Origin of the sequence: Limnobaculum zhutongyuii, assembly GCF_004295645.1 — a bacterium.
GTDB lineage: Bacteria > Pseudomonadota > Gammaproteobacteria > Enterobacterales > Enterobacteriaceae > Limnobaculum > Limnobaculum zhutongyuii.
The window spans coordinates 1960457-1983131 of the sequence record NZ_CP034752.1 but is presented as its reverse complement, the minus strand read 5'-3'; the positions used below and the strand labels follow the sequence as shown (position 1 = coordinate 1983131).

At 46.1% G+C, this 22675-nt stretch carries 13 protein-coding genes, 3 pseudogenes and 2 other annotated features; of the genes and pseudogenes, 4 read left to right on the top strand and 12 right to left on the bottom strand.

The annotated features are described in order from the left end of the window. Nucleotides 1–193: 193 nt before the first annotated feature. The 5 genes and pseudogenes from EKN56_RS08710 to sbcD all read right to left on the bottom strand — a co-directional run bounded on the left by EKN56_RS08710 (nucleotide 194) and on the right by sbcD (nucleotide 7641). Nucleotides 194–679, bottom strand: a complete 486-nt coding sequence (locus EKN56_RS08710) for a FidL-like protein (RefSeq protein WP_130591414.1) — start codon at nucleotides 677–679, stop codon at nucleotides 194–196. Beyond that, nucleotides 676–1476 carry a hypothetical protein gene (locus EKN56_RS08705; protein WP_130591413.1) on the bottom strand — a complete coding sequence of 267 codons (801 nt, stop codon included), beginning with the start codon at nucleotides 1474–1476 and terminating at the stop codon, nucleotides 676–678. The genes EKN56_RS08710 and EKN56_RS08705 overlap by 4 nt, the downstream gene beginning before the upstream one ends. A gap of 204 nt (nucleotides 1477–1680) precedes the next feature. Next, nucleotides 1681–2592 carry a recombination-associated protein RdgC gene (gene rdgC, locus EKN56_RS08700; protein WP_130591412.1) on the bottom strand — a complete coding sequence of 304 codons (912 nt, stop codon included), beginning with the start codon at nucleotides 2590–2592 and terminating at the stop codon, nucleotides 1681–1683. 116 nt (nucleotides 2593–2708) lie between these two features. Continuing rightward, nucleotides 2709–6389, bottom strand: a complete 3681-nt coding sequence (locus tag EKN56_RS08695) for an SbcC/MukB-like Walker B domain-containing protein (protein ID WP_130591411.1) — start codon at nucleotides 6387–6389, stop codon at nucleotides 2709–2711. Continuing rightward, nucleotides 6389–7641, bottom strand: a pseudogene (gene sbcD, locus EKN56_RS08690) (exonuclease subunit SbcD). Before sbcD ends, EKN56_RS08695 begins: the two are co-directional and overlap by 1 nt. Before the next feature lie 290 nt (nucleotides 7642–7931). Between sbcD and phoB the strand changes: the two are divergent. Together phoB and phoR are read left to right on the top strand one after the other, a co-directional pair. Continuing rightward, nucleotides 7932–8621, top strand: a complete 690-nt coding sequence (gene phoB, locus EKN56_RS08685) for a phosphate regulon transcriptional regulator PhoB (protein ID WP_130591410.1) — start codon at nucleotides 7932–7934, stop codon at nucleotides 8619–8621. Nucleotides 8622–8644: 23 nt separating this feature from the next. After that, nucleotides 8645–9934: a phosphate regulon sensor histidine kinase PhoR gene (phoR, locus tag EKN56_RS08680; protein ID WP_130591409.1), complete on the top strand. Its 1290-nt coding sequence runs from the start codon at nucleotides 8645–8647 to the stop codon at nucleotides 9932–9934. A 76-nt stretch (nucleotides 9935–10010) separates the two neighbouring features. Here the strand turns inward: phoR and trpA are convergent, their stop codons facing one another. The 6 genes and pseudogenes from trpA to EKN56_RS08650 form a co-directional block, all read right to left on the bottom strand. Then, on the bottom strand, nucleotides 10011–10817 hold the full coding sequence (gene trpA / locus EKN56_RS08675; protein WP_130591408.1) for a tryptophan synthase subunit alpha: 807 nt from the start codon (nucleotides 10815–10817) through the stop codon (nucleotides 10011–10013). Then, entirely contained in the window at nucleotides 10817–12007 is a 1191-nt protein-coding gene (gene trpB / locus EKN56_RS08670) for a tryptophan synthase subunit beta (protein WP_130591407.1), read from the bottom strand. The genes trpA and trpB overlap by 1 nt, the downstream gene beginning before the upstream one ends. 33 nt (nucleotides 12008–12040) lie before the next feature. Next, nucleotides 12041–13402, bottom strand: coding sequence for a bifunctional indole-3-glycerol-phosphate synthase TrpC/phosphoribosylanthranilate isomerase TrpF (gene trpCF / locus EKN56_RS08665; protein WP_130593646.1), 1362 nt, complete (start codon nucleotides 13400–13402; stop codon nucleotides 12041–12043). 3 nt (nucleotides 13403–13405) lie between these two features. Continuing rightward, nucleotides 13406–14401 (bottom strand): annotated as a pseudogene (gene trpD, locus EKN56_RS08660) (anthranilate phosphoribosyltransferase); the annotation flags it as partial. Between the two features lie 90 nt (nucleotides 14402–14491). Continuing rightward, nucleotides 14492–14594: a sequence feature (Trp leader region), on the bottom strand. A gap of 216 nt (nucleotides 14595–14810) precedes the next feature. Then, a pseudogene (locus EKN56_RS08655) lies at nucleotides 14811–15380 on the bottom strand (glutamine amidotransferase-related protein); the annotation flags it as partial. Next, entirely contained in the window at nucleotides 15380–16942 is a 1563-nt protein-coding gene (locus tag EKN56_RS08650) for an anthranilate synthase component 1 (protein ID WP_130591405.1), read from the bottom strand. The pseudogene EKN56_RS08655 and the gene EKN56_RS08650, both read right to left, overlap by 1 nt. A 59-nt stretch (nucleotides 16943–17001) precedes the next feature. Continuing rightward, nucleotides 17002–17105 (bottom strand) — a sequence feature (Trp leader region). Nucleotides 17106–17376: 271 nt separating this feature from the next. Here EKN56_RS08650 and dbpA point away from each other — a divergent pair. Beyond that, on the top strand, nucleotides 17377–18762 hold the full coding sequence (gene dbpA / locus EKN56_RS08645) for an ATP-dependent RNA helicase DbpA (RefSeq protein WP_130591404.1): 1386 nt from the start codon (nucleotides 17377–17379) through the stop codon (nucleotides 18760–18762). A gap of 38 nt (nucleotides 18763–18800) precedes the next feature. Continuing rightward, the gene (locus EKN56_RS08640) at nucleotides 18801–19091 is read left to right on the top strand and encodes a putative quinol monooxygenase (protein ID WP_130591403.1); all 291 of its coding nucleotides are present in this window, start codon (nucleotides 18801–18803) and stop codon (nucleotides 19089–19091) included. Between the two features lie 65 nt (nucleotides 19092–19156). Here EKN56_RS08640 and rne read toward each other — a convergent pair whose 3' ends face one another. After that, nucleotides 19157–22441, bottom strand: coding sequence for a ribonuclease E (gene rne, locus EKN56_RS08635; RefSeq protein ID WP_130591402.1), 3285 nt, complete (start codon nucleotides 22439–22441; stop codon nucleotides 19157–19159). Nucleotides 22442–22675: the final 234 nt, after the last annotated feature.

Genomic DNA, 22675 nt, shown 5'->3' with positions numbered 1-22675 from the left:
GGCTCACTTAAACAGCTCAATAGTGGAGCTATTACCCTGAATTAGTTAAGAATACTGTGATTTTATCAGTATAACTGGTTCGGAGAAAAAAATGATGAAGGAAATATGGAAGTTCGGTAATGAAGCGTAAGCCGGATGTCTGTTTTATGTAATGAAGCAGCAGCGTCCAGCTTAGCTATAGTCACAGAGGGTGTTATTCACATAAGAAGTAGGGCAAGGTTCCGCTGGAAAACAGACGTTTCCCACTGTTCATACGAATAATCACCAAATGAGTTGATTCATGTTGTTCAGTGCTAAAACGGTAGAGATAACGTTCTCCCAGCGCTTTAGGCAAGTTATCAGTACTTTCTAAAGAGACCTGGGTGGTACTCAAAACGTAATTGTTAGCTTTGTTGTGAGTGTAATCAAACTGTACTTTGCGATTGATGGTGTAAGAGCTGCCATCCACCAGCAAATTTCCAACAATAATATTGTAACCTTTCCCGTCACCATCAAAATGAAATCTCATTTCAGAGGTTAGTAAGGCTTCCTTTTCTTTGTTAACTTTTTCAAACAGGTAAGTCGTATTTGCTGAACAGGTGAATTTATTATTGCTACTGGCATAAAACAAATATAAGCCGACGGCCAGTAAGGCTGTCACGATCAGTGTGGCAATCATAGAAAACTTAACATTGTTCATTTCACTTTTACCACATAGAAATTGAAACAGGGGGCATTAGACTTATCCGGATCGCTATCGCAGACCTGAATTGACTCCCGGCGATCGTCGGCGGGAAGGCTAAAATAGACATTTTTAGGGCTATCGCAGGCAATGGCGAACTCATCTAACCGCTTTTTCAAATTGGCTAAGTCAGTAGGTTTTTGATTGTGAATGAAAATATCACACTTCTGATATTTTTCCTGATGATGGTAATCAGCAAAATACCCGGGCTTACTGGTAAACATATCTAAAGCAAAATAGAACACAAAAATAAACAGGGTAGCAACCAGCGCAATACGAGTGTAATACCAGACAAAACGGCTTTTAGGCGGTGGCGTAGTGGAGGTGTCATTATTGCCATTGACCGTGGCAGAGTTGATTAATGACTTTTTGGCAATATAGGGTTTTTCTTTGCTGTCATCACTGAACGTTCGATAACTAGTGATAACTTTTAGCTCTACATCTGTGGATAACTGCACACCGTACGAGTAGGTGGTCAAAATGGGTTCAAACTCACCTAACTGATGAAAAGCCTGTGTAATACCACTCAGTTCAGAGACAACATCTTTAGCCGTATTATTAACATTTTCAGGTGGTTCAATTTCACTGGTTAGCTGTTCAAAAGGAACAATCTGGTAACCACTGTCAATCAGACGCAGAAATAATCGTTTAGCATTACTATTGAGCGTGCTCAATTTCCGCGGATCGTCAAGTCGACTTAATCCGCCGGTAAAAGTGTTAAACATCACTCGGTCATTAATAATATAGTTATGCAAACGTTCCCTCCGGGCACTTATTTCTCAATGGTGTTTTAATCTGAGATTTGGCGCATTTTACACATTAATTCACCAGATTAAAGAGAAATAATAGTGTTACATAAAGTAGGGTTATTTTGCCTGAAACAGCTAATTGTTATTTATCATACTAATAGAGATGATAACTCACCTCTATTAGCATTATCTTTTGTTTTTTAAACAATATTATTCGCTATGCTCACCACCCAACGCTTCAATTAACTCTTGAATCAGTTGGGCAACTTCACCGGTCATTAAGGTAAAATCAGCATCAAAGCGAGCAGCATAATCTTCTTTATCGATATCCTGATTTTGATCGCGAATAGTTTCAGTAAATTTGATGCGTTTCAAACTGCCATCATCAGCAATGACAAACTGGATGCGTTCACGCCATTCCAGCGCCAGTTTGGTAACCAGTTTGCCCGCCTCAATATGTACCGCAATTTCATCACTGACCAGTTCCTGCGCCTTGCAACGAATAACACCACCGCCTTCAAGAATGGCCTTCAGTTCCGCCTCATCCTGCAGTACAAATCCTGCGGGTGCATTACCAGAACGAACCCATTCGGTAAGCGTCAGTTCAATAGGACTTTCCAGTGTTAATGGAACTACCGGTAATGAACCTAAGCTTTTACGTAGCAGGGCCAGTGTGTCTTCGGCGCGTTTGGCGCTGGCGGCATCAACAATAATTAAACCATTGACCGTATCAATCCACAGACTGGTTTGGTTAAAGCGGCTAAACGCACGGGGTAACAGGCTGTGCAGCACCTCGTCTTTTAACGCATCTTTTTCTGTCTTTTTTAGTTTTCTATGCTGTTCGGCTTCCAGCTGTTCAATTTTTGCCTGTAGGGCTTGTTTAATCACCGGAGAGGGCAGAATTTTCTCTTCTTTACGGGCAACGATCAGAATCTGGTTGCCTGATGCATGTGTTAAAGCATCACTCTGTGACCCTAAAGGAGATACCCAGCCTGTCTTTGCCATATCCTGGCTGCCACAAGGGGTAAATGTTAATGGCTTCAGTTGCTTTTCCATCTCATCGGCAGACAAATGGGTTTCGCGACTGAGGCGATAAATCATTAAATTCTTAAACCACAACATAGTTATTTCCATTAAAAAGAGCAGAGCTCTGTATAAACATAGCCGTCATCATAACCAATCGCAAAGCGTCTTGCTGTGATTTTGGCTAACGAAACTTATGAAATAATTAGACAATGCTATTCTTTGAACCGATCATCCAATTTACTGATACCTAATCCATTCACTTTACGAACTCGAATTTGTACTGGAATTCGCTCTTTCATGGCGTCGATATGGCTGATAACTCCAATAATTTTGCCGCTGGCGTTCAGGTTATCTAAGGCGTCCAGTGCGATATCCAGCGTTTCAGCGTCCAGCGTGCCGAAACCTTCATCAAGAAACAGGGAGTCAATACTGGTTTTGTGACTGACCAGGTCCGACAAAGCCAGCGCCAGCGCTAAACTCACCAGAAAACTTTCTCCCCCGGACAGAGTACGAGTATCCCGCAGATTATCGGCCTGCCAGGTATCAACAACCTGTAGCTCAAGTGCACCGCTCTCTTTACGCTGTAACAGATAGCGGCCATGTAGCCGATTAAGCTGTTGGTTAGCCAGGTAGACTAAATGATCCAGTGTGAGGCCTTGAGCAAATTTACGGAACTTTGCACCATCGCTGGAGCCGATTAGATTATTGAGATAGGCCCAATCATCAACCTGCTGTTGATGCTGAGCAATACGCTCCACCAGCGATTGCTGATTGGCGCGGCTTTGTCGGTCGTTTTCCAGCTGTTGGCGGATTTCCCCCTGACGAATACCGTTAGCCTTACTCTCTTCCGCCAACTGAGTTAACTGCAGGTTGAGCTCTGCGATATTACTCTCGTCAGTTAAGGTTGCTGGTCGCTGAGCCTGATGCTGTTGCCGTTGTTTATTTGCTTCATTAAACAGGGTTTGTGCCTGATTCAACGTATTGGTAAGCGTCTCTTTAAGTTCACTAAGCTGTAGATGTAATTCCGGAGATAACAGGGCATCCAGAAAGTCTGCCAGATGGCTGAAAGGGCTTTGTTGTAATGCAGCGTTAAATTCATGCTCTGCACTGTCGGTTTTTTGTCGAAGCTGTTGTTGTTGTGATAACAGAGCGGAAAGTTGTCCGCTGAGTGCAGTCAGCCGATCATTTAGTTGTTGCCAGACATTTCGGCTATCGGTTACCGCCAGTTCAAAAGCCTGCTGCTGTTGTTGAAGTTGCAACATGGTGGCATCTGTCTGTTTATCTCCGAATAACTGATGGCGCTGTTGCCTGAGCTGTTCTGATTCAGTTTGGCATGCAGTAAACTGCACCAGATTTTCCGTCGCTTGGGTATTCAGACTGTCCTGTCGGGTTGTCAGCGTGGCGATTTGGGTATTTAGCGTAATTAACTGCTGCTCTAATATTTTTTGGTCGCTGAGGTGGTTTTGCCACTGCTGCCATTCACTCTTACGAGCGTCATACCAATTGTCGTACTGTTCTGGCAGCGGCAGTGTCAGTTCATAGTGCGCCAGCGCAGTTTTCAGCTGTTCTGACTGCATTTGGTAATCTTGCTGTAGTGATAACAGTGTCTGGTTGAACTGTTGGTGTTGCTGGGTTTTATTTAAAACATCCTGAGCCAGTAACGTCACCCGCTGTTGTGCTTCCTGGGTTGCATTATGTTGTTTATTAAGCAGCTCTTTTTGTTGCTGCCATTGTTGTTCGGCCTGTTCTAACTGGCTTATCTGTTGCTGTAATTGCCGCTCTTGTTGACGGGCACTCTCCAGATAAGCGTCGAATGGTTCAGTTTCGCTAAGCGACAGGCTGACATTCAGATCCTGACAGTGTTGCTGCCATTGCTGGCTAATATCATCCAACTCCTGACTCAGATTATTCATCTCTTTTGTCAGTTGGTTTTGCCGATCGCCATGTAGTGCGATCTTACTTTTTAACTCAATACCGGCATCATGTAATTGCTGGAATTCGATTTTTAACTGACTCAGACGTTGCCCGGTATCTGATGTTTTTAATGACGTATTTTCACCCATTAATGGGTGTTGGGTAGAGCCACATAACGGACAGGGTGCGCCAGGCTGTAACAATGCGCGTTCTTGCTCAAAACGGTTAATTATCAGCTCTTGCTCAGCCAGTTTTTCCAGGTCGGCCAGATGAACTTTTTTATCGCTATACTGCTGGCGTTTGGTAAGTAAATCTTCATCGAGCTGCTTAATGGCTAACGTGAGTTCATTTAACTGAGTCGATCTGGCCAGATGCTGTTTAGTCACCTGTTGATAGCGTTGAAACAGCAGAGCGAGCAACTGTTGCCGCTCTCTGGTTTGAGTAAGATTGTGTTGCTGCTGTTTTAATTCATCCAGATTGTGCTGAGTTCGTAACTGCCGGAAAGCGGCGTCATGATTATCAAAGCTCTGCTGTAACTGTTGTAGTTGGGTCTGATGTTGATTTTGTGACGATGTCACGTCAACGAGCTGCTGATTAAGTTGATTAATCTCTTTTTGCTTAGCTTCAGCTAATTGCCGAGTGTTCTCTAATTCGCGATGAGTGCGGGTGAGCTGATTTAATTGCTGTTGCCACAGGGGAAGATTTTCTCCCCAATACTGATGGTGTGGATGCTGCTGGAAATAGTCATATAGCGCCTGCTGTCGGCTGAGTAGCTGGTGCTGTTGCTTTAAGTTTGCATCACGTTCGCTTTGCTGCTGTTGTAACTGCTGGGTAAGGTTGGTTTGAGCTGACTCCAACTGAGTTAATTGGTCGATCTTATTTTTAATCTGTAAATCCAGCGGTATGACTTGAGTGGTAATCAGGGTGCGGGTTAACTCATGCTGTTTGAGCTGTAGGGCATGTTGCTGCTCTGCCTGTTCACGATCCTTCAGAGCAATCGCAATCTGCTGTTTTAGTTCGGTTTCAGCCTGAGTGATGCGGGTTATTTCCTGCTGATTATCCTGTTGTTCCTGACGCAAACGCATCAGATTTACATGCAGAGGTCGTAGCTTTTCAGCCGGTTCGCTTCGCTGTAATCTTTCCAGTTGAGGTTGTTGCTGTTGCCAGTTCTGCTGAGCCAGATTTAACTGCTGCTGGCACTGTGCTTCCTGATGCAGATATTCATTTTGTTTTTCCAGCCATTGCCTGTCTGCCACCAGACGTTCAGTTTGCTGAGTCAGTGATTTTTCCTGAGATTGCAGCTGTTGTGCCTGCTGTTTTAACGCCAGAGTTTGTTCTTCTGACAACAACTGTACGCTACCTAACAGAGTATGCAGGGTATCCAGCTGGTTTTTAGCCTCTTTATGCGACAGGAAAACTTGCTCTGAAATATGGCCATAAATCTCTGTGCCGGTAAGCTCTTCCAGCAGTTCAGCGCGTTCATTTGGCTCTGCATTAAGGAAAGCAGCGAACTCACCCTGCGATAGCATCATAGACTTAGTAAAACGGCTAAAGTCCAAACCGGTGATCTGAGCGGTGAGGTCGAGCTTATCGCGTATTTTATCGGTAATGATTTTGCCATCGCGAATGTACGCCAGCTCAACCTTCGGGGTTTGCAGATTGCCATCCGGACTGCCTTTTGCCCGACGCTGGCTCCAGAAAGCGCGATAGCCAACCCCCTGAACTTCGAATTCTACTTCCGCCAGAGACTCAGCAGTATGGTGGGTCATCAGCTCATTTTGAGTCGGTGACACATTCAGGCGCGGAGTTTTATGATAAAGCGCCAGACAAATGGCATCCAGCAGGGTGGTTTTACCGGCACCGGTAGCGCCGGTAATTGCAAACAGAGCGTTATCGCAAAAGGGTTCTTGGGTGAAGTCGATTTTCCACTCGTCTTTCAGCGAGTTAATATTTTTAAGCCGTAGGCTAAGGATGCGCATCAGACAGATCCTCCATCAACAGGTTGTTCGGTCTGATCGGCCATTTCCTCAATCAGTGAATGGAACAGCTGACGCACTCGTTGATGCTGTTGTTGGGTGCTTTGGTTTTCATCATCATCCAGAACCAACCGGCGTTCGAACACTTCGCTTACCGTCAGTTCTGACAATGTCTCTTTTTCCTGACGCTGAATGGCTTGTTGAGTGAGGGCTTTGCTACGGCGTAGTAAAATCACTTCCACCGGTAATTGGTCGGCTATTTGCTGAATTTGTCGCTGAATATCATTCAGGTAAAGTCGTGAATCTACTTCAATATCCAGCCAGATGATTTTTTGTTGTTGCTGATGACGAAAACTTTCCAGTGCCAATTTTATTTCATCAATATCGCCCTTAATTAAACGCATAGGCTGAAATTGCGGCACGGTAAGCAGAGTAATTTGCGGCTCTGCATGAGCGGCAAACTCCACCAACACTACACTTTTTTCCTGCCCGCTTTCATCAAAGCTTAAAGGGATAGGGGAACCTGAATAGCGAATGAATTCCGACTTGGCTACCTTTTGTGGCCGGTGGATATGGCCTAAAGCGATATAGTCAGCCGGAGGAAATGCCTGTGCAGGAAACGCATCCAGCGTACCGATATAGATATCACGCACGGAGTCGGAGGTAGAAGCACCGACGGTGGTTAAATGTCCGGTAACAATAATTGGTAAATGTTTGGTGTATTGCTGCTGTTTATCTTTTGCCAGTTGATATATCTGCTGATAATGCTGACTGATTGCTTCCAGCAAAGCCTGTTGCTTTTCACTGCCGGATTGACCCGCCTGGCTGGAGAGCACATCTCTGGCACGAATAAATGGAATGGCACACACTAATGCACCGGGCTCACCCTGAGCGTTGTTCAAAACGATCAACTGCTGTTCAGGTTGTTGTGCAACACTGGCGATTACCCGGGTGTTCAGATAGGTCAAAAGTTCTCTGGATTCATTCAGCATTGCAACAGAGTCATGGTTTCCACCCAATACCACTAACTGACAGCCAGTTGGTTGCAACCCCACAATGAATTGATTGTAGAGTTCACGGGCATAGCTTGGGGGGAGGTGGTATCGAAAACATCGCCAGCCACAATAATGGCATCAACCTGATGTTCTGTGACCTTTTCAGTCAACCAGCGCAAAAATTCTGCATGTTCAGCCGCACGGCTTTTGGTAAAAAAGTATTGTCCAAGATGCCAGTCAGATGTGTGAATAATGCGCATGAATCCTCTCTGTCAAAAAATAGCCATGTGGTGCGCTATGGTTATTGGGGATTATACGCAGCAGAGATGACCAGCACTACCTTAGTCGTGTCTCAATTAACAGAATACGTTGTTAACGTAATAAAAGTGTCATATATCTGTAGCATAATGCCAAGGCACTATAAGTCAGCATACTTTAGGTTGCAGATGTATTAACGATGTTATTGGCTTTTCTGCAACTCAAATTATTAGGGTATATAATCATTCAACTCGCATTGTGTTGAGAAAAAACAACAAAGAGCAGAGCCCGCATGATAAAACGCATACTGGTGGTTGAGGATGAAGCACCGATACGGGAAATGATTTCTCTTGTTCTTGAACAAAATGGCTATCAGGCCATTGAAGCCGCGGATTTTACCGCTGCGCAATCTTTATTGATTGAGCCTTTCCCCGATCTGATCTTATTGGATTGGATGTTACCTGGGGGTTCAGGCATTCAACTGATTAAATTTCTGAAACGCGATCCACTGATGAAGGCGATTCCGGTAGTCATGTTAACCGCCCGCGGAGAAGAGGAGGATCGGGTGCAAGGGCTGGAGTCCGGGGCAGATGACTATGTAACCAAGCCTTTTTCTCCTAAAGAACTTCTGGCGCGTATTAAAGCCGTGATGCGCCGAACGTCACCCATGACTGAACATGAAGCTTTGGTCTTTGATGGCTTAACCTTAGACCCATCATCTCACCGGGTTATGGCGGACGATAAGCCGCTGGATATGGGCCCCACAGAATATAAACTGCTGCATTTCTTTATGAGCCATCCTGAACGGGTCTATAGCCGCGAGCAATTGCTTAATCAGGTATGGGGAACCAATGTGTATGTTGAAGACCGAACCGTTGACGTATTTATTCGTCGCTTGCGTAAAACGCTGGAGGACAGCGGTTATGACAAGATGCTGCAAACCGTACGCGGTTCTGGTTATCGCTTTTCAACTCGCTTTTAAGTTAACTGGTTAGGGACTCGCCTGTGCTAGAACGCCTGTCGTGGAAGAGAATTGTCATTGAGCTATTGCTGTTTTGCCTTCCGGCATTGCTGTTAAGCATTTTTATTGGTCATCTGACGCTATTACTGCTGATTTCTGCACTCTGTGCCTTACTGTGGCATTTTTATAATCTGTTAAAGCTGTCTCACTGGTTATGGCTGGATCGCAGCATCATGCCTCCACCCGGTCGGGGAAGTTGGGAACCGTTATTCTACGGCCTGTATCAAATGCAGCATCGTAATCGCCAACGTCGACGCGAGTTGGCTTCACTAATTAAACGCTTTCGTAGCGGTGCCGAATCGCTACCTGATGCCGTAGTGTTGAGTACCGAAAGCGGACATATCTTTTGGTGTAATAAACTGGCGCAACAAATGTTGGGATTTCGCTGGCCGGAAGATAATGGTCAGCACATTCTTAATCTGATTCGCTATCCGCAATTTGCCGAGTTTATTAAACGTAAGCAATTTCATGAGCCGTTAACTCTACAGTTCAATAAGGGGAGTTATATTGAGTTTAGGGTGATGCCTTATGATGAGGGGCATATGTTGATTTCTGCCCGGGATGTCTCTCAAATCCGGCAATTAGAAGAAGTTCGCCGTAAATTCTTTACCAACGTGAGCCATGAGCTAAAAACCCCGCTTACCGTGTTACAAGGCTATATTGAAATGCTGGGGGATGATGATACCCGGCCTGAGATACGTCATAAGGCATTAACCAGCATGAAAGGCCAAACTGAGCGCATGAGCAGTCTGGTGAATCAATTGCTGACGTTATCGCGCATTGAGGCAGCACCTCGTTATGCATTAAATGAAAAGATTAACGTACCGGTTCTGTTGGATAGTCTTGCGCGTGAAGCCAATATTTTAAGTAACGGCGAACATCAGCTTCATTTTGATGTTGATGCTAAATTGCAGGTGTTAGGTAATCAGGAACAACTTTACAGCGCAATGTCCAATCTGGTGTATAACGCTATCAATCATACACCATCGGGAACGGACATTTATGTTAGCTGGGTATTAACGCCTCGTGGTGCTCAGTTTAGCGTGAAAGATAATGGTCCGGGCATTGAACAACAACACATAGCTCATCTGACAGAGCGGTTTTATCGTGTTGATCCATCGCGCTCCAGCCAGACCGGCGGTAGCGGTTTGGGGCTGGCGATAGTTAAGCATGTGCTGAATCACCATGATTCCCTGTTGAGTATCGAAAGTCAGTTGGGGGTTGGCAGTGAGTTCAGGTTTGTGTTGCCGGGAAGGTTGGTGGTGGAGAAATAAATATTTTTGTGGGATCCCTAAATAACGAAACAGGCCCGCTAAATAAGCGGGCCTGTTATAAGATACAGCATATTAATTAACGTTTCGTCGCGGCCTTCATTCCCTTAACAAACTCCGCCAGTTTCTCCAGCATAATTTTCGGTTGCTGGTGGCTTTGTTCGATAATCTTCACAATGGCTGAACCAGATATGGCTCCTGCCGCTCCACTGGTGAGTGCGGCTTTTACCTGTGAAGGTTCTGAGATGCCAAAGCCCTGAATAGATGGTGCTGCGTTGTACTCTTTCAGTTTGGCGACCAGATGCTCCAGTGGCAGATGTGCTTTGTTTTCTGCACCGGTGACACCAGCACGGGAGAGCAGGTAGGTATAACCACGGCCATGGGTAGCAATTTGGCGTAATAGCTCGTCGCTGGCATTAGGCGGGCAGATAAAGATTGGTGCGATATTATGACGCTGTGCCGCCAGACGATAAGGCTGTGATTCTTCCAGTGGAACATCCGCCACCAGTACGGAATCTACACCAACTTTTGCACATTGTGCATAAAACTCATCAATACCGCGACTAAACACCAGGTTAGCATACATCAGCAAGCCAATCGGAATATCAGGGTGTTTTGCCCGGATCTTGCCTAATAACTCAAAGCAAAGTGACGGTGTCACTCCTGAAGTAAAAGCACGTAAGGTAGCACTTTGAATGGTTGGACCATCAGCCAGCGGATCGGAGAACGGAATACCCAGCTCCAGAGCATCAGCGCCTGCGGCAACGAGGGTATCAATAATTTCCAGCGACAGCTCCGGATTTGGATCTCCCAGAGTAACAAAAGGAACAAAAGCGCCCTGGTTGCCAGCAGCCAGACGTTCAAATAGTTGTTGATAACGATCCATCAGATTTCTCCCCGCGCTTTTAAAATATCATGAACTGTAAAAATGTCTTTATCACCACGACCAGACAGATTGACCACCAGAATTTGTTCTTTTTCCGGCTCTGCGGCAATCATTTTTAGGGCGTAAGCCAGGGCATGAGAAGATTCCAGCGCAGGGATAATTCCCTCATGGCGGGATAGCTGTTTAAAGGCTTCCAGCGCTTCATCATCTGTAATTGAAACGTATTCTGCACGACCAATGCTGTTCAGGTGAGCATGTTGTGGCCCAACAGAAGGGAAATCGAGACCGGCAGAAATAGAGTAGGACTCTTCAATCTGTCCTTCACTGGTTTGCATCATTGGTGATTTCATACCAAAGTAGATACCAACGCGACCGTGTTTTAATGGTGCACCGTGCTGACCAGATTCAATACCTAATCCTGCAGGTTCAACACCAATCAGCCGGACGCTGGACTCCTCGATGAAATCGGCAAACATACCGATAGCGTTAGAACCGCCGCCAATACAGGCGATAACCGCATCCGGCAGGCAATCTTCACGCTCTTTCATTTGTTCTTTGGTTTCTTCACCAATCATTCGTTGGAACTCACGTACGATGGTTGGGAATGGATGAGGGCCCGCCGCAGTACCCAGCAGATAGTGTGCGGTATCATAATTACCAGACCAGTCACGCAGTGCCTCATTACAGGCATCTTTCAGGGTGGAAGAGCCGCTGTGCACAGGAATAACCTCTGCTCCCATTAAACGCATTCTGAAAACGTTTGGCGACTGACGCTCAACGTCTTTAGCGCCCATATAAACCCGACATTTTAAACCCAGTAAGGCACTGGCTAATGCCGCGGCAACCCCGTGTTGACCAGCGCCGGTTTCGGCGATGATTTCAGTTTTACCCATGCGTTTTGCTAACAGCGCCTGACCCAATACCTGATTGGTTTTATGGGCACCGCCGTGCAGCAAATCTTCGCGTTTCAGATACAGTTTGGTTTTGCTTCCCACCGTCAGATTACGGCATAAGGTTAATGGCGTTGGGCGACCAGCATAGTTTCTCAGTAAGTCCTGAAATTCAGCATGAAATGCCGGGTCCCGCTGAGCACTGACGAAAGCCTCTTCCAGTTGCTGTAGTGCGGGCATCAGGATTTGAGGTACATACATCCCGCCAAACTCGCCGAAATAGGGGTTAAGTAATGTCATGTTATATCCCTTAGTCTTCCACTTTTGTCATTATTAATAGTTGCGTAGTATGCTAAATACCGCGTTGATTTTGGTAATGTCTTTATGGCCTGGCTGGCTTTCCACACCGGAATTAAAATCCAACCCCTGACAGCCAAGCTCGGCTGCTGCTGCGGTATTACCCGGGTTTAATCCTCCGGCTACCATCACATTATCCAGTTTCTGGCCCTGTAAAACTTGCCAGTCGAAAGCCTGTCCGGTACCACCAGCACCGTTATCCAACAGATAACAATCAACCAGAGAGTCATTGAGTTCGGGCAGTTGACCATCAACCGATTGTGCTTTCCAAATAAGGCAACTTGCCGGTAAGAGTGAACGTAACTCATGAATATAGTCGCTATTTTCACTACCGTGCAGTTGAACGACTGAGAGATTAAGGCGATCTACCGCCAGACAAATGGTATCGGCCTTAGCATTACTGAAGACGCCAACCCATTTTAATGGAGCTGCCGCTGCAACTTTTTGAGCCTGAACTAAATCAATATAGCGAGGCGATTTACCAACAAAAATTAACCCTCCGTATACGGCACCGGCATGATAAGCGGCTGCAGCATCTTCTGGCCGGGTTAATCCACATACTTTGTTGGCACCAAAAAGAACGCGGCGTATAGCCAGGTCCAGATTCTCTTCTGACATCAGTGCGCTACCGATAAGAAAGCCATTCGCGTACTGACTGAGTTCACGCACTTGCTGATAGTTATGAATACCGGATTCACTGATAACAATGGTGGACTCCGGCAGCTGTGGTGCCATAGTACGGGTACGATTCAGATCGATAGAGAGATCGCGTAAATCCCGATTGTTGATACCCACCACACGGGCCTGTAGCTCAATGGCTCGTTGCAACTCACTTTCATTGCTGGCTTCTGTCAACACACCCATATTGAGTGAATGAGCAACGGCAGCCAGTTCGACATATTGCTCATCATCCAGGACCGAAAGCATCAGCAGAACGGCATCCGCATGATAGAAGCGGGCCAGATAAATCTGATATTCATCAATAATAAAATCTTTGCATAACACCGGTTGATGAACCTGATTGCTTACCAGCGTTAAATAATCAAAGTTGCCTTGAAAGTATTTCTCATCCGTCAATACGGAGATGACCGAGGCAAAATTACGGTAACTTTCAGCAATAGCTCGCGGATCAAAATTCTGACGAATAACCCCTTTGGATGGGGATGCTTTTTTACATTCCAGAATAAAAACGCTGTTATCACTGGTTAATGCCTGGTAGAAGTTGCGCTCACTGGGAATAACCTTATGGCGAAAGCTTTCCAGCGGCTGTTTTTGACGACGTTCTGCGACCCAGACCTGCTTATCACGAACAATGCGCGTTAATACGGTTTCTTGCATCATTTATCCTCTTGCCGCCAGTGCCTGCACTCTATCGAAGGCGACACCACTATGAATCACATCCATTGCCTGTTGCGCATTGGCACGCAGATTTTCTTGTCCAAATAATCTCATTAATAATGCCACATTTGCTGCCACGGCAGACGCGTGAGCAATTTCACCTTTACCTTGTAACAAGCGGGACAAAATGTCACGATTTTCTTCAGGTGTCCCGCCTTCAAGGTCGGACAGCGCATATTGCTTCAGGCCAAAATCCTGATTGGTTAACTGATAACATACAATTTCACCGTCACGCAGTTCAGCAACTTGAGTTGGAGCATGAATGGCAACTTCATCCATTCCGCCACCGTGAACCACAGCAGCTTGCTGGTAGCCAAGTACTTTCAGCGCTTCGGCGATAGGGCGTACCAGTTCAGGGCTGTAAACGCCAATCACGGCTTTTTTCGGGCGGGCCGGATTAATTAACGGACCCAGTACGTTAAACAGCGTACGGGTTTTTAGCTGTTGACGAACCGGCATGGCGTGGCGAAAGCCAGCGTGATACTGAGGTGCAAACAAAAAGCAGACGCCTACTTCATCTAACGCCTGACGAGAAACATCTGCCGGTAAATCCAGTTTAATTCCCATTGCTGCCAGCAGGTCAGAAGAGCCTGAACGGCTGGATACGCTACGGTTACCATGTTTGGCAATTTTAATACCGCACGCTGCGGCAACGAACGCGCTGGCGGTTGAAATATTAATACTGTTAGTGCCGTCACCACCGGTACCAACGATATCGGCAAAATCGTAATCCGGACGCGGGAAGGGCATGGCGTCAGCTAAAAATGCGTTTGCAGCGCCAGCGATTTCATCCGGTGTCTCCCCGCGGACTTTCATACTAATCAATGCAGCAGCCAGTTGTGACGGTTCTAAATCTCCATGTGCAATGCTGCTAAAAAGCATTTGGCTTTCCTGCTGAGTCAATGATTCGGCACGGAATAATTTATTAAGAATTGATTGCATCATGTCTTGTGTTTGCATTTTGGTGTTCGCCGTTTTTATTAAAATTTGTTTCTTTGCCAGGATGCTTTCGGTTGGTGAAAAGCGTCCATAAAAAAGCCCGCATTTTGCGGGCTTTTGGCTATTTGCTTTATCAGATGACAAATTAGTGCAAGTAAACCGCCCGCTAAGGGAGGAGTCGCCACCAACGATTTGCTAAAATATTTAATGTCATCATGATATTACCTTCGTGTTGTTGTGTTAGTTATTTGCTGCATCTGTGTACTAGTAAACTAGTTTTATGTATCGCTGTCAATATATTTAAGATAGAAAAATAAAAATATTTTCATTCTTTCAGTGTTCTCAATTTTTTAGTGAAAAAATGAATTAAATATATTTATTTTTCATATGGTTAAAAATGTCAGGATAACGCCCATTCCAGCGTTTGATCTAACAGGCGTGCGCCCTGAGTGGTTAAAATGGATTCAGGATGGAACTGAAAACCACATACACGATGTCGATCGTGACGAACCGCCATGACCATCTGATTAAAATGTGCATTAACGGTGAGCTCTGAGGGGATCTCTGTACCTACCAGCGAATGGTAACGGGCAACGGGTAGCGGGGAAGGAAATCCTTCAAACATTGCCATGCCGTCATGCGTAATCAGTGATGATTTCCCATGCAGAATTTCGCCAGCCTGACCAACGGCGCCACCATAAGCTTCAACGATGGCCTGATGTCCCAGACAAATGCCAATAATGGGCAACTTGCCAAGCAGAGCTGAAAGTAATTCTGGCATACACCCCGCTTCAGAAGGTTTACCTGGCCCCGGTGAAAGCATCAGTACCGGATTATTCATTCGTTCAACATGTCGAATAATCATATCGGCAGGCACTTGGTTGCGATAAATCGTTACCTGATGACCACTGGCTCGCAGTTGATCCACCAGGTTATAGGTAAAGGAGTCGATATTGTCGAGTAATAGGATATCAGCCATTAAAAAATCTCCTTAACCTGATGGGCGCTGGCAATGGCACGTAGCACGGCTCTGGCTTTATTGCGGGTTTCATCCGCTTCTGATTGTGGATTGGAGTCCAGAACAACGCCGGCACCTGCCTGAATCGTTGCAATGCCATCTTCAACATAGGCGGAACGGATAACGATACAGGTATCCAGATCCCCATGAGCGGTCAAATACCCAACTGCGCCGCCATAACTGCCGCGACGAACGCCTTCATATTGAGCAATTAACTGCATGGCTCGTACTTTAGGTGCACCGCTTAAGGTTCCCATATTCATACAGGCTTGATAGGCGTGCAGGGCATCGAGGTCTTTTCTTAATGTACCCACCACCCGGGAAACCAAATGCATCACAAACGAGTAACGGTCAACTTTGGTTAAATCGGCCACATAGCGACTACCCGCTTCGCAAATACGGGCCAGATCGTTACGAGCTAAGTCAACTAACATTATGTGCTCCGCCAGCTCCTTGTGGTCAGTACGCATATCCAGTTCAAAGCGACTATCCAGATCTTTATCCAACGAACCGTCAGGCCGACGGCCTCGTGGGCGAGTACCGGCAATAGGATAGATCTCAATTTGTCGACTGTTGGCCTCATATTTCAGAGCACTCTCTGGTGAGGCACCAAACAGGGAGAACTCCTCATCCTGCATAAAGAACATATAAGGGCTGGGATTGCTCTCTTTCAGGGTCTGATAAGCCGCCAGTGGAGAAGGGCAAGGCAAAGTGAAACGACGAGAAGGCACTACCTGAAAAATATTACCGCGACGAATAGACTGCTGTAGTTCACGGACAATATCACCGTACTCTTCATCGCTGCGATCGCAATTTAATTGCATACTATCAAGCGCAGGAGCCGTGACTGGGGAAGCCGGAGCTCGTAACTGTTGCTGAATTTCAATCAGTCGTGATTTCAGACGCTGTTGTTCAGCATTGTCCTGCGTAAACAGACTGGCCTGAAGGCGCGAAACACCGTTTTGATGATCGAGAATCAGTAACGTTTCTGCCAGATAAAAACAGAAATCAGGGCAGCGGCGATCGCTTTCCAGAGTCGGGAGGTTCTCAAAGCCAGCCACCAGATCGTAGGCAAACAGGCCGCCCAAAAACATCGCTTCACGCTGATCCTGAGGAACATTAACCAGAGCTAGTAGTTGGCGTAAGGAGTCAAAAACTGAGATGGACTTTAACCGGGTATCTTCATCCTGTACCGCATCAATCTCAGGGTAAATCAACTCGCGTTGTCCTGCACTGATATGGTTTTCCACCTCTTTTGGGAGCTGCTGGTCTAATAAGGCTAGCAGGGCATTACCATTTTCTGTCAGTGCCCGGAACGTAACCCGGCGGCCTTCAGCCGTAATCCGCAGTGCGCTGTCAATCACCAACAGACTCTTCAAATTTTGTTTACTGTCAACTTCGGCTGATTCAAGCAGCAAAGTGGACGGGCGATTATTACAGAACTGGGTAAAAATAGCCGTAGGATCGTCACGATATGGCGTCTCTGCGGTCAATAATAATATTGTTGGTTTCTGTGTTTGCATGTTGTACGCCAGTAATTAGTTAGTTTTGTTGGTTATCTATCAATGCTAATGCTCAGACAATAAAAAAGCCCGCAGTTTGCGGGCTATTGGGCTATTTGCTTTATCAGATAACAATATGGTGCAAGTAGGCCGCCCGCTAAGGGAAGTCTCGCCACCAACCTGTTAATACCATAGGGTATGTCATCATGATAATTGCCTGTAGAAATGATCCGTTCTTGCGTACTAGTAAACTGGTTTTGTTGATGGGTGTCAACTGCTTTACCTGAGAAAAACGAAAATTATTCTGGATGTCTTAAAAGAGGCCTGGACAGGATGGTTGGTAAATGTGTCTTATCAGGGAACAGTTATAAGCATCAATAAGCCAAAAAATCTGGTAATATCAGCCTCTCGTCTGGTCTGGACCAGTCCGTTCACTTTCTGCTAAAGAGTCTTCTGTGAGTACAACACAATCCTTTTCCGAGTTACCGCTGGATAAAGCGCTAATTGATAACCTGCATGAGCTGGGTTATGCACAAATGACCCCCATTCAAGCCGCAGCGCTGCCCGATATTTTGCAGGGGAAGGATGTGGTGGCTCAGGCAAAAACCGGTAGCGGGAAGACAGCTGCGTTTGGTATTGGGCTGCTGTCTGCTATTCAGGTTGATGCTTATCGTACTCAGGCATTAATACTTTGCCCTACCAGAGAACTTGCCGATCAGGTCAGTAAAGAACTTCGACGTTTGGCCCGCACTATCGCCAATATTAAAATCTTAACGCTGTGCGGTGGGCAACCAATGGGAGCGCAGGTAGATTCACTGGCTCATCCTGCCCATATCATTGTTGGTACTCCGGGACGAATTCAGGATCATTTACGCAAAGGGAATCTGACGTTAAATGATCTGAATATTTTGGTACTGGATGAAGCCGACAGAATGCTGGATATGGGGTTCTCTGATGAGGTCAATGACATTATCAGCCATACGCCATCTCAACGTCAGACTTTGCTATTTTCTGCCACTTATCCTACAGATATTGAGAAAATGAGTGAGCGAGTTCAGCGTTCTCCTCAGCGAATTATTATTGAATCGGCGGATGACCGGGTTCATATTGAACAGCAGTTTATTGAAGTTACTGCACAACAGCGTATTAGTCTGTTGCAGAAAATTCTTTCCAGCAGTCAGCCAGAATCATGTGTGGTATTCACTAACACTAAACGAGACTGTCAGGAGATAGCTGAGACACTGAGTGCAGCCGGAAGCAGCGTATTGGCTCTGCATGGTGATTTAGAACAGCGGGATCGGGAGCGAGTGCTGGTTCAATTCGCTAATCAAAGTTGCCGGGTGTTGGTGGCAACCGATGTGGCAGCCAGAGGATTGGACATTAAGGATCTTCCATTAGTGGTCAACTTTGAGTTACCTTTTGATCCTGAGGTATATGTTCACCGCATTGGTCGAACCGGTAGAGCTGGCGCTCAGGGAATGGCGATTAGCTTTTGTACGGTGAATGAGCTACAGCGCGCCCATGCTATTGAAGACTATTTGTCTGAACAGTTAACGTGGAAACAGGCTGAGCGTTTTAATCATAGCGATATTCAGCCGGTGGTTTCGAATATGCTGACGTTAAGCATTGACGGTGGCCGTAAAGCCAAAGTTCGCCCGGGAGATATTCTGGGTGCTTTGACCGGAGATGCAGGGCTAACGGCAGCTGATGTTGGTAAAATAGCTATCTTTGATACTCAGGCTTATGTGGCTATTCGCCGCCAGCGTGCCAGATTTGCCCTTGAACAATTGCGTAATGGAAAAATTAAAGGCAAAAATTGTCGGGTTTGGTTAATTAAATAATTTTATTGTTATGACATGAAAAAGGCTAAGGATCTTAAATGAGCGAAATAACTATTGTTGCAACACTGACTATTAAAGCAGATTTCCAGGCTCCATTAATGGAAGCACTAAAAAAGCTGGTAGATAGCAGCAGAGCAGAAGAGGGATGCCTGCAATATGATCTACATCAGGACAATCAAAATCCACTGGTCTATGTATTTATAGAGCGTTGGGCATCACAAGAAATACTGGATATCCACAGTAAGTCACCTCATTTTGTCTCCTTTGGCCAATTCACCAAAGGTAAAATCGAATCACTGACGATTAATTTAATGACAAAAGTTTATTAATTTTCTGAAGTGATAAAAAAACCCGCATAATGCGGGTTTTTTGTTTTTTACCATATTACGATTGATTAATCATCAACCGGAGCCGGTCTTGCAGCAGGAGCGCTGGCATAATTAGTAGCAGCGTGACCACCTGCAGAAGGCTTAACCACAACCTCTTCTTTAGCCACTGGAGCTTCTTCAGGTTTAGCTTGTGGAGCCGCAGGGGCTTCTTCAGCTTCAGCTGTTTCTAACTCAGGCATCACTGGTTTAAAGGCCGGAGAACTGGCAACACTAGACGCCTTCTTTTCAACCGATTCAGTATTAATAACTTCAACCGCTGATGTTTCAACTTCAACTACCGTCTGAACCACTTCTTCAACGATAACGTCAGGTTCAGTATTGAATGACGGAGATGCTGCCGGAGCGGATGAGCTACCACCAGAAATCGCTTCAGGTGCCACTACTGATTCACTCTTCAATGGTTTTGGTGCTTCAATCGGAGCGATATCCAGCGGTGCTGGCGCTTCAACATGCCATACGGTTTCTACTGATGGCGTAACAACCAGTTCAGTTTCCGCAGCAGGTTGTTCATCTCTTTCAGCAATATAGGTTACCGCAATGGCTGGCTCACTTACCGTTTCAGCAATGACTGAAGTAGCGAGCTGAGGTTCTGCTGCTGTTTCAACAACGGCTACGGGTGCTTCAATAACGGCTGGAACCGCGGATACAACTTCAGTCTGTTGGTTATTCGCAGCTTCCAGTGCTTCAACCGGTTCGAAAACTTTCACCTGTTCTGTCGCCAGAGCAGCATAGTTAATACAAACTTTACCTGAAGCCATCTCTGGTGAAGCCATAGCCAGAGTTAATGGCATTGGCGATACGCTAGGGTACTTCTCATCGCGATAACGACGACGACGTTGTCCACTAACGCGCAGATGACGAGGTGAGCGGCGAGAACGACGCGGCATACCGTTACTATCGGTTGCGTTGTTATAACCGTTTTTCTCTCCATCAGCTTCATCAGTCGTTGGCGCTACGAAGTTTTCGCTGACAGTTGTTGGTTGAGGTAGTAGCTTAATTTCCTCTACCGGAGCAACAGGCGTTTTCACCGCAGCGACTGGGGTAATATTTTCAGCTGTTTGATCGTTTTGAGCCGCAACGCGAACTTTTTGGTTCATTTGGCGACGTTGACGACGTTGAGCTGGCGCCTGAGTCGGTTTTTCTTCCTCTGCAGAAACTTCATTTTCAACAGCGGCTTCAACTTGCTCTACCTGCACAGCTTGTTGCTGTTGTTGACGTTTGTCTTCGTTACGACGACGTTGACGTTCAGCACGAGTTTCACGACGGTTTTCATCACGAGCAGTGGTGGTAGCTGTCGCTTCCTGTGCACTATCTTGTGGTGCAGCGGTAGCCTGACGATTATTACGACGCGATTCCTGATTGTTGTCGCGGTTTTGACGATCGCTGTTACGTTCATTCCGCTCATTACGGTCGCTGTTACGATCGTTATTACGGTCATTGTTACGATCGTTATTGCGATCTTTACGATTGTTATTACGACGATTGTTACGGCGATCCTGCTGGTTGTTGCCAGAAGATTTCTCAGACGCTGTTTTTTCAACCGGGGCAGCAACGGTTTCTGCCGGTGCTAACAGATTTTTTAATCCGCTAACAAAACGAGAGAACAGGCCCGGACCAGCGGGTTGACTAACAACTGGCGTTGCAGCAACAGGTGCTTTTTTCTCTTCAACCGGCGCCGATTCTGTTGGCATTGAGAAACTGGTTAATGCCGGTTGTTCCGGAATTTTACGCTCAAGAACCGTCTCTTCTTCCGATTCAGTTTCGGTTTCATGCAGCTGTGGCAGCATGTAACTTAACACGTTGCTCTCTTCGCCTGGTTTCTTACGAATGACTTCGTAATGAGGGGTTTCCATACGATCGTTTGGAACCACCACAACGCGAACTTTGCCACCAGAACGGCGTTCAATAGCATTAACTGATTCACGTTTTTCGTTTAACAGATAAGAGGCAATTTGCACCGGAACAATGGCGTCAACTTCTTTGGTATTGTCTTTCAGCGCTTCTTCTTCAATCAGACGCAGAATAGACAGAGATAATGATTCGTTATCACGCACGGTGCCGGTGCCGTTACAACGCGGGCAGACGTGATGGCTGGATTCACCCAGAGAAGGGCTCAGACGCTGACGGGACATTTCCAGCAGGCCAAAGCGAGAGATACGACCAATTTGAATACGCGCACGGTCCTGACGGACGGCATCGCGTAAACGGTTCTCTACTTCACGCTGATGGCGAATAGGGGTCATATCAATAAAGTCAATAACGATCAAACCACCCAGGTCACGCAGACGTAATTGACGGGCAATTTCATCAGCAGCTTCCAGGTTGGTATTAAATGCAGTTTCTTCAATGTCACCACCGCGGGTAGAGCGGGCGGAGTTGATATCGATAGCGGTTAATGCTTCAGTGGTATCAATAACAATCGAACCACCGGATGGAAGACGCACTTCACGCTGGAATGCAGATTCAATCTGCGATTCAATTTGATAGTGGCTAAACAGCGGGATTTCACCGGTATAAGGTTTAATCTTGCTGCTGAAGTCCGGACGGCCTAACGCGGCGATATGTTCTTTAGCCAAATCGAGGATTTTGATGTTGTCGATCAGAATCTCACCGATATCCGGACGTAAGTAGTCACGGAAAGCACGAACAATCACGTTGCTCTCCTGATGGATCAGGAATGGAGCTGGGCGACTTTCTGCCGCTTTTTTAATCGCTTCCCAGTGCTTTAACCGGAAAGACAGATCCCATTGTAAGGCTTCTGCAGATTTACCTACGCCAGCAGTACGGACAATTAAGCCCATGCCGTTAGGGATCTCTAATGAATCCAGCGCTTCTTTTAGCTCCTGACGATCGTCACCCTCGATACGGCGAGAAATACCGCCAGCGCGTGGGTTATTGGGCATCAGAACTAAATAACTACCGGCCAGACTGATAAATGTTGTCAGTGCTGCGCCTTTATTTCCACGTTCTTCTTTATCAACCTGAACGATGACTTCCTGGCCGACATGCAGTACATCCTTAATGTTAGGACGACCCTGAGACGCAGAATTAGAGGAAAAATACTCGCGGGAAATTTCTTTGAAAGGGAGGAAACCGTGTCGTTCTGCACCGTAGTCAACAAATGCCGCTTCAAGGCTTTGTTCAACGCGGGTGATCTTACCTTTATAAATGTTTGCCTTTTTTTGTTCATGCCCTGGACTTTCAATATCTAAATCATACAGACGTTGCCCGTCAACTAAGGCTACACGCAACTCTTCCTGTTGAGTTGCGTTAATCAACATTCTTTTCATTAAAAAATACTCATTTTTTTACATTGTCAATTGAGTCTACGCATAGAGGAACTAATGGACAGCGTTAACCGACGGCCCCGAGTCTTATCGCAAAATCGTCAACCTCACGGTTGTCGCCTGCACAGGGGCGCATTATCTCGGTAAGCCTGTATTTCTTTGTGAAAACAGCGCTTTTTATCGGGGAAAGCCGTTCCTGAAATCTGTGGAAATCGGGTCCCTTTATACTATCCAGGC

What these genes read in the sequence shown, in the direction of transcription:
- EKN56_RS08695 (WP_130591411.1), bottom strand. Translation starts at nt 6,389, where the DNA reads ATGCGCATCCTTAGCCTACGGCTTAAAAATATTAACTCGCTGAAAGAC.
- rdgC (WP_130591412.1), bottom strand. Translation starts at nt 2,592, where the DNA reads ATGTTGTGGTTTAAGAATTTAATGATTTATCGCCTCAGTCGCGAAACC.
- rne (WP_130591402.1), bottom strand. Translation starts at nt 22,441, where the DNA reads ATGAAAAGAATGTTGATTAACGCAACTCAACAGGAAGAGTTGCGTGTA.
- EKN56_RS08650 (WP_130591405.1), bottom strand. Translation starts at nt 16,942, where the DNA reads ATGCAAACACAGAAACCAACAATATTATTATTGACCGCAGAGACGCCA.
- trpCF (WP_130593646.1), bottom strand. Translation starts at nt 13,402, where the DNA reads ATGCAAGAAACCGTATTAACGCGCATTGTTCGTGATAAGCAGGTCTGG.
- EKN56_RS08710 (WP_130591414.1), bottom strand. Translation starts at nt 679, where the DNA reads ATGAACAATGTTAAGTTTTCTATGATTGCCACACTGATCGTGACAGCC.
- trpA (WP_130591408.1), bottom strand. Translation starts at nt 10,817, where the DNA reads ATGGATCGTTATCAACAACTATTTGAACGTCTGGCTGCTGGCAACCAG.
- trpB (WP_130591407.1), bottom strand. Translation starts at nt 12,007, where the DNA reads ATGACATTACTTAACCCCTATTTCGGCGAGTTTGGCGGGATGTATGTA.
- phoB (WP_130591410.1), top strand. Translation starts at nt 7,932, where the DNA reads ATGATAAAACGCATACTGGTGGTTGAGGATGAAGCACCGATACGGGAA.
- EKN56_RS08640 (WP_130591403.1), top strand. Translation starts at nt 18,801, where the DNA reads ATGAGCGAAATAACTATTGTTGCAACACTGACTATTAAAGCAGATTTC.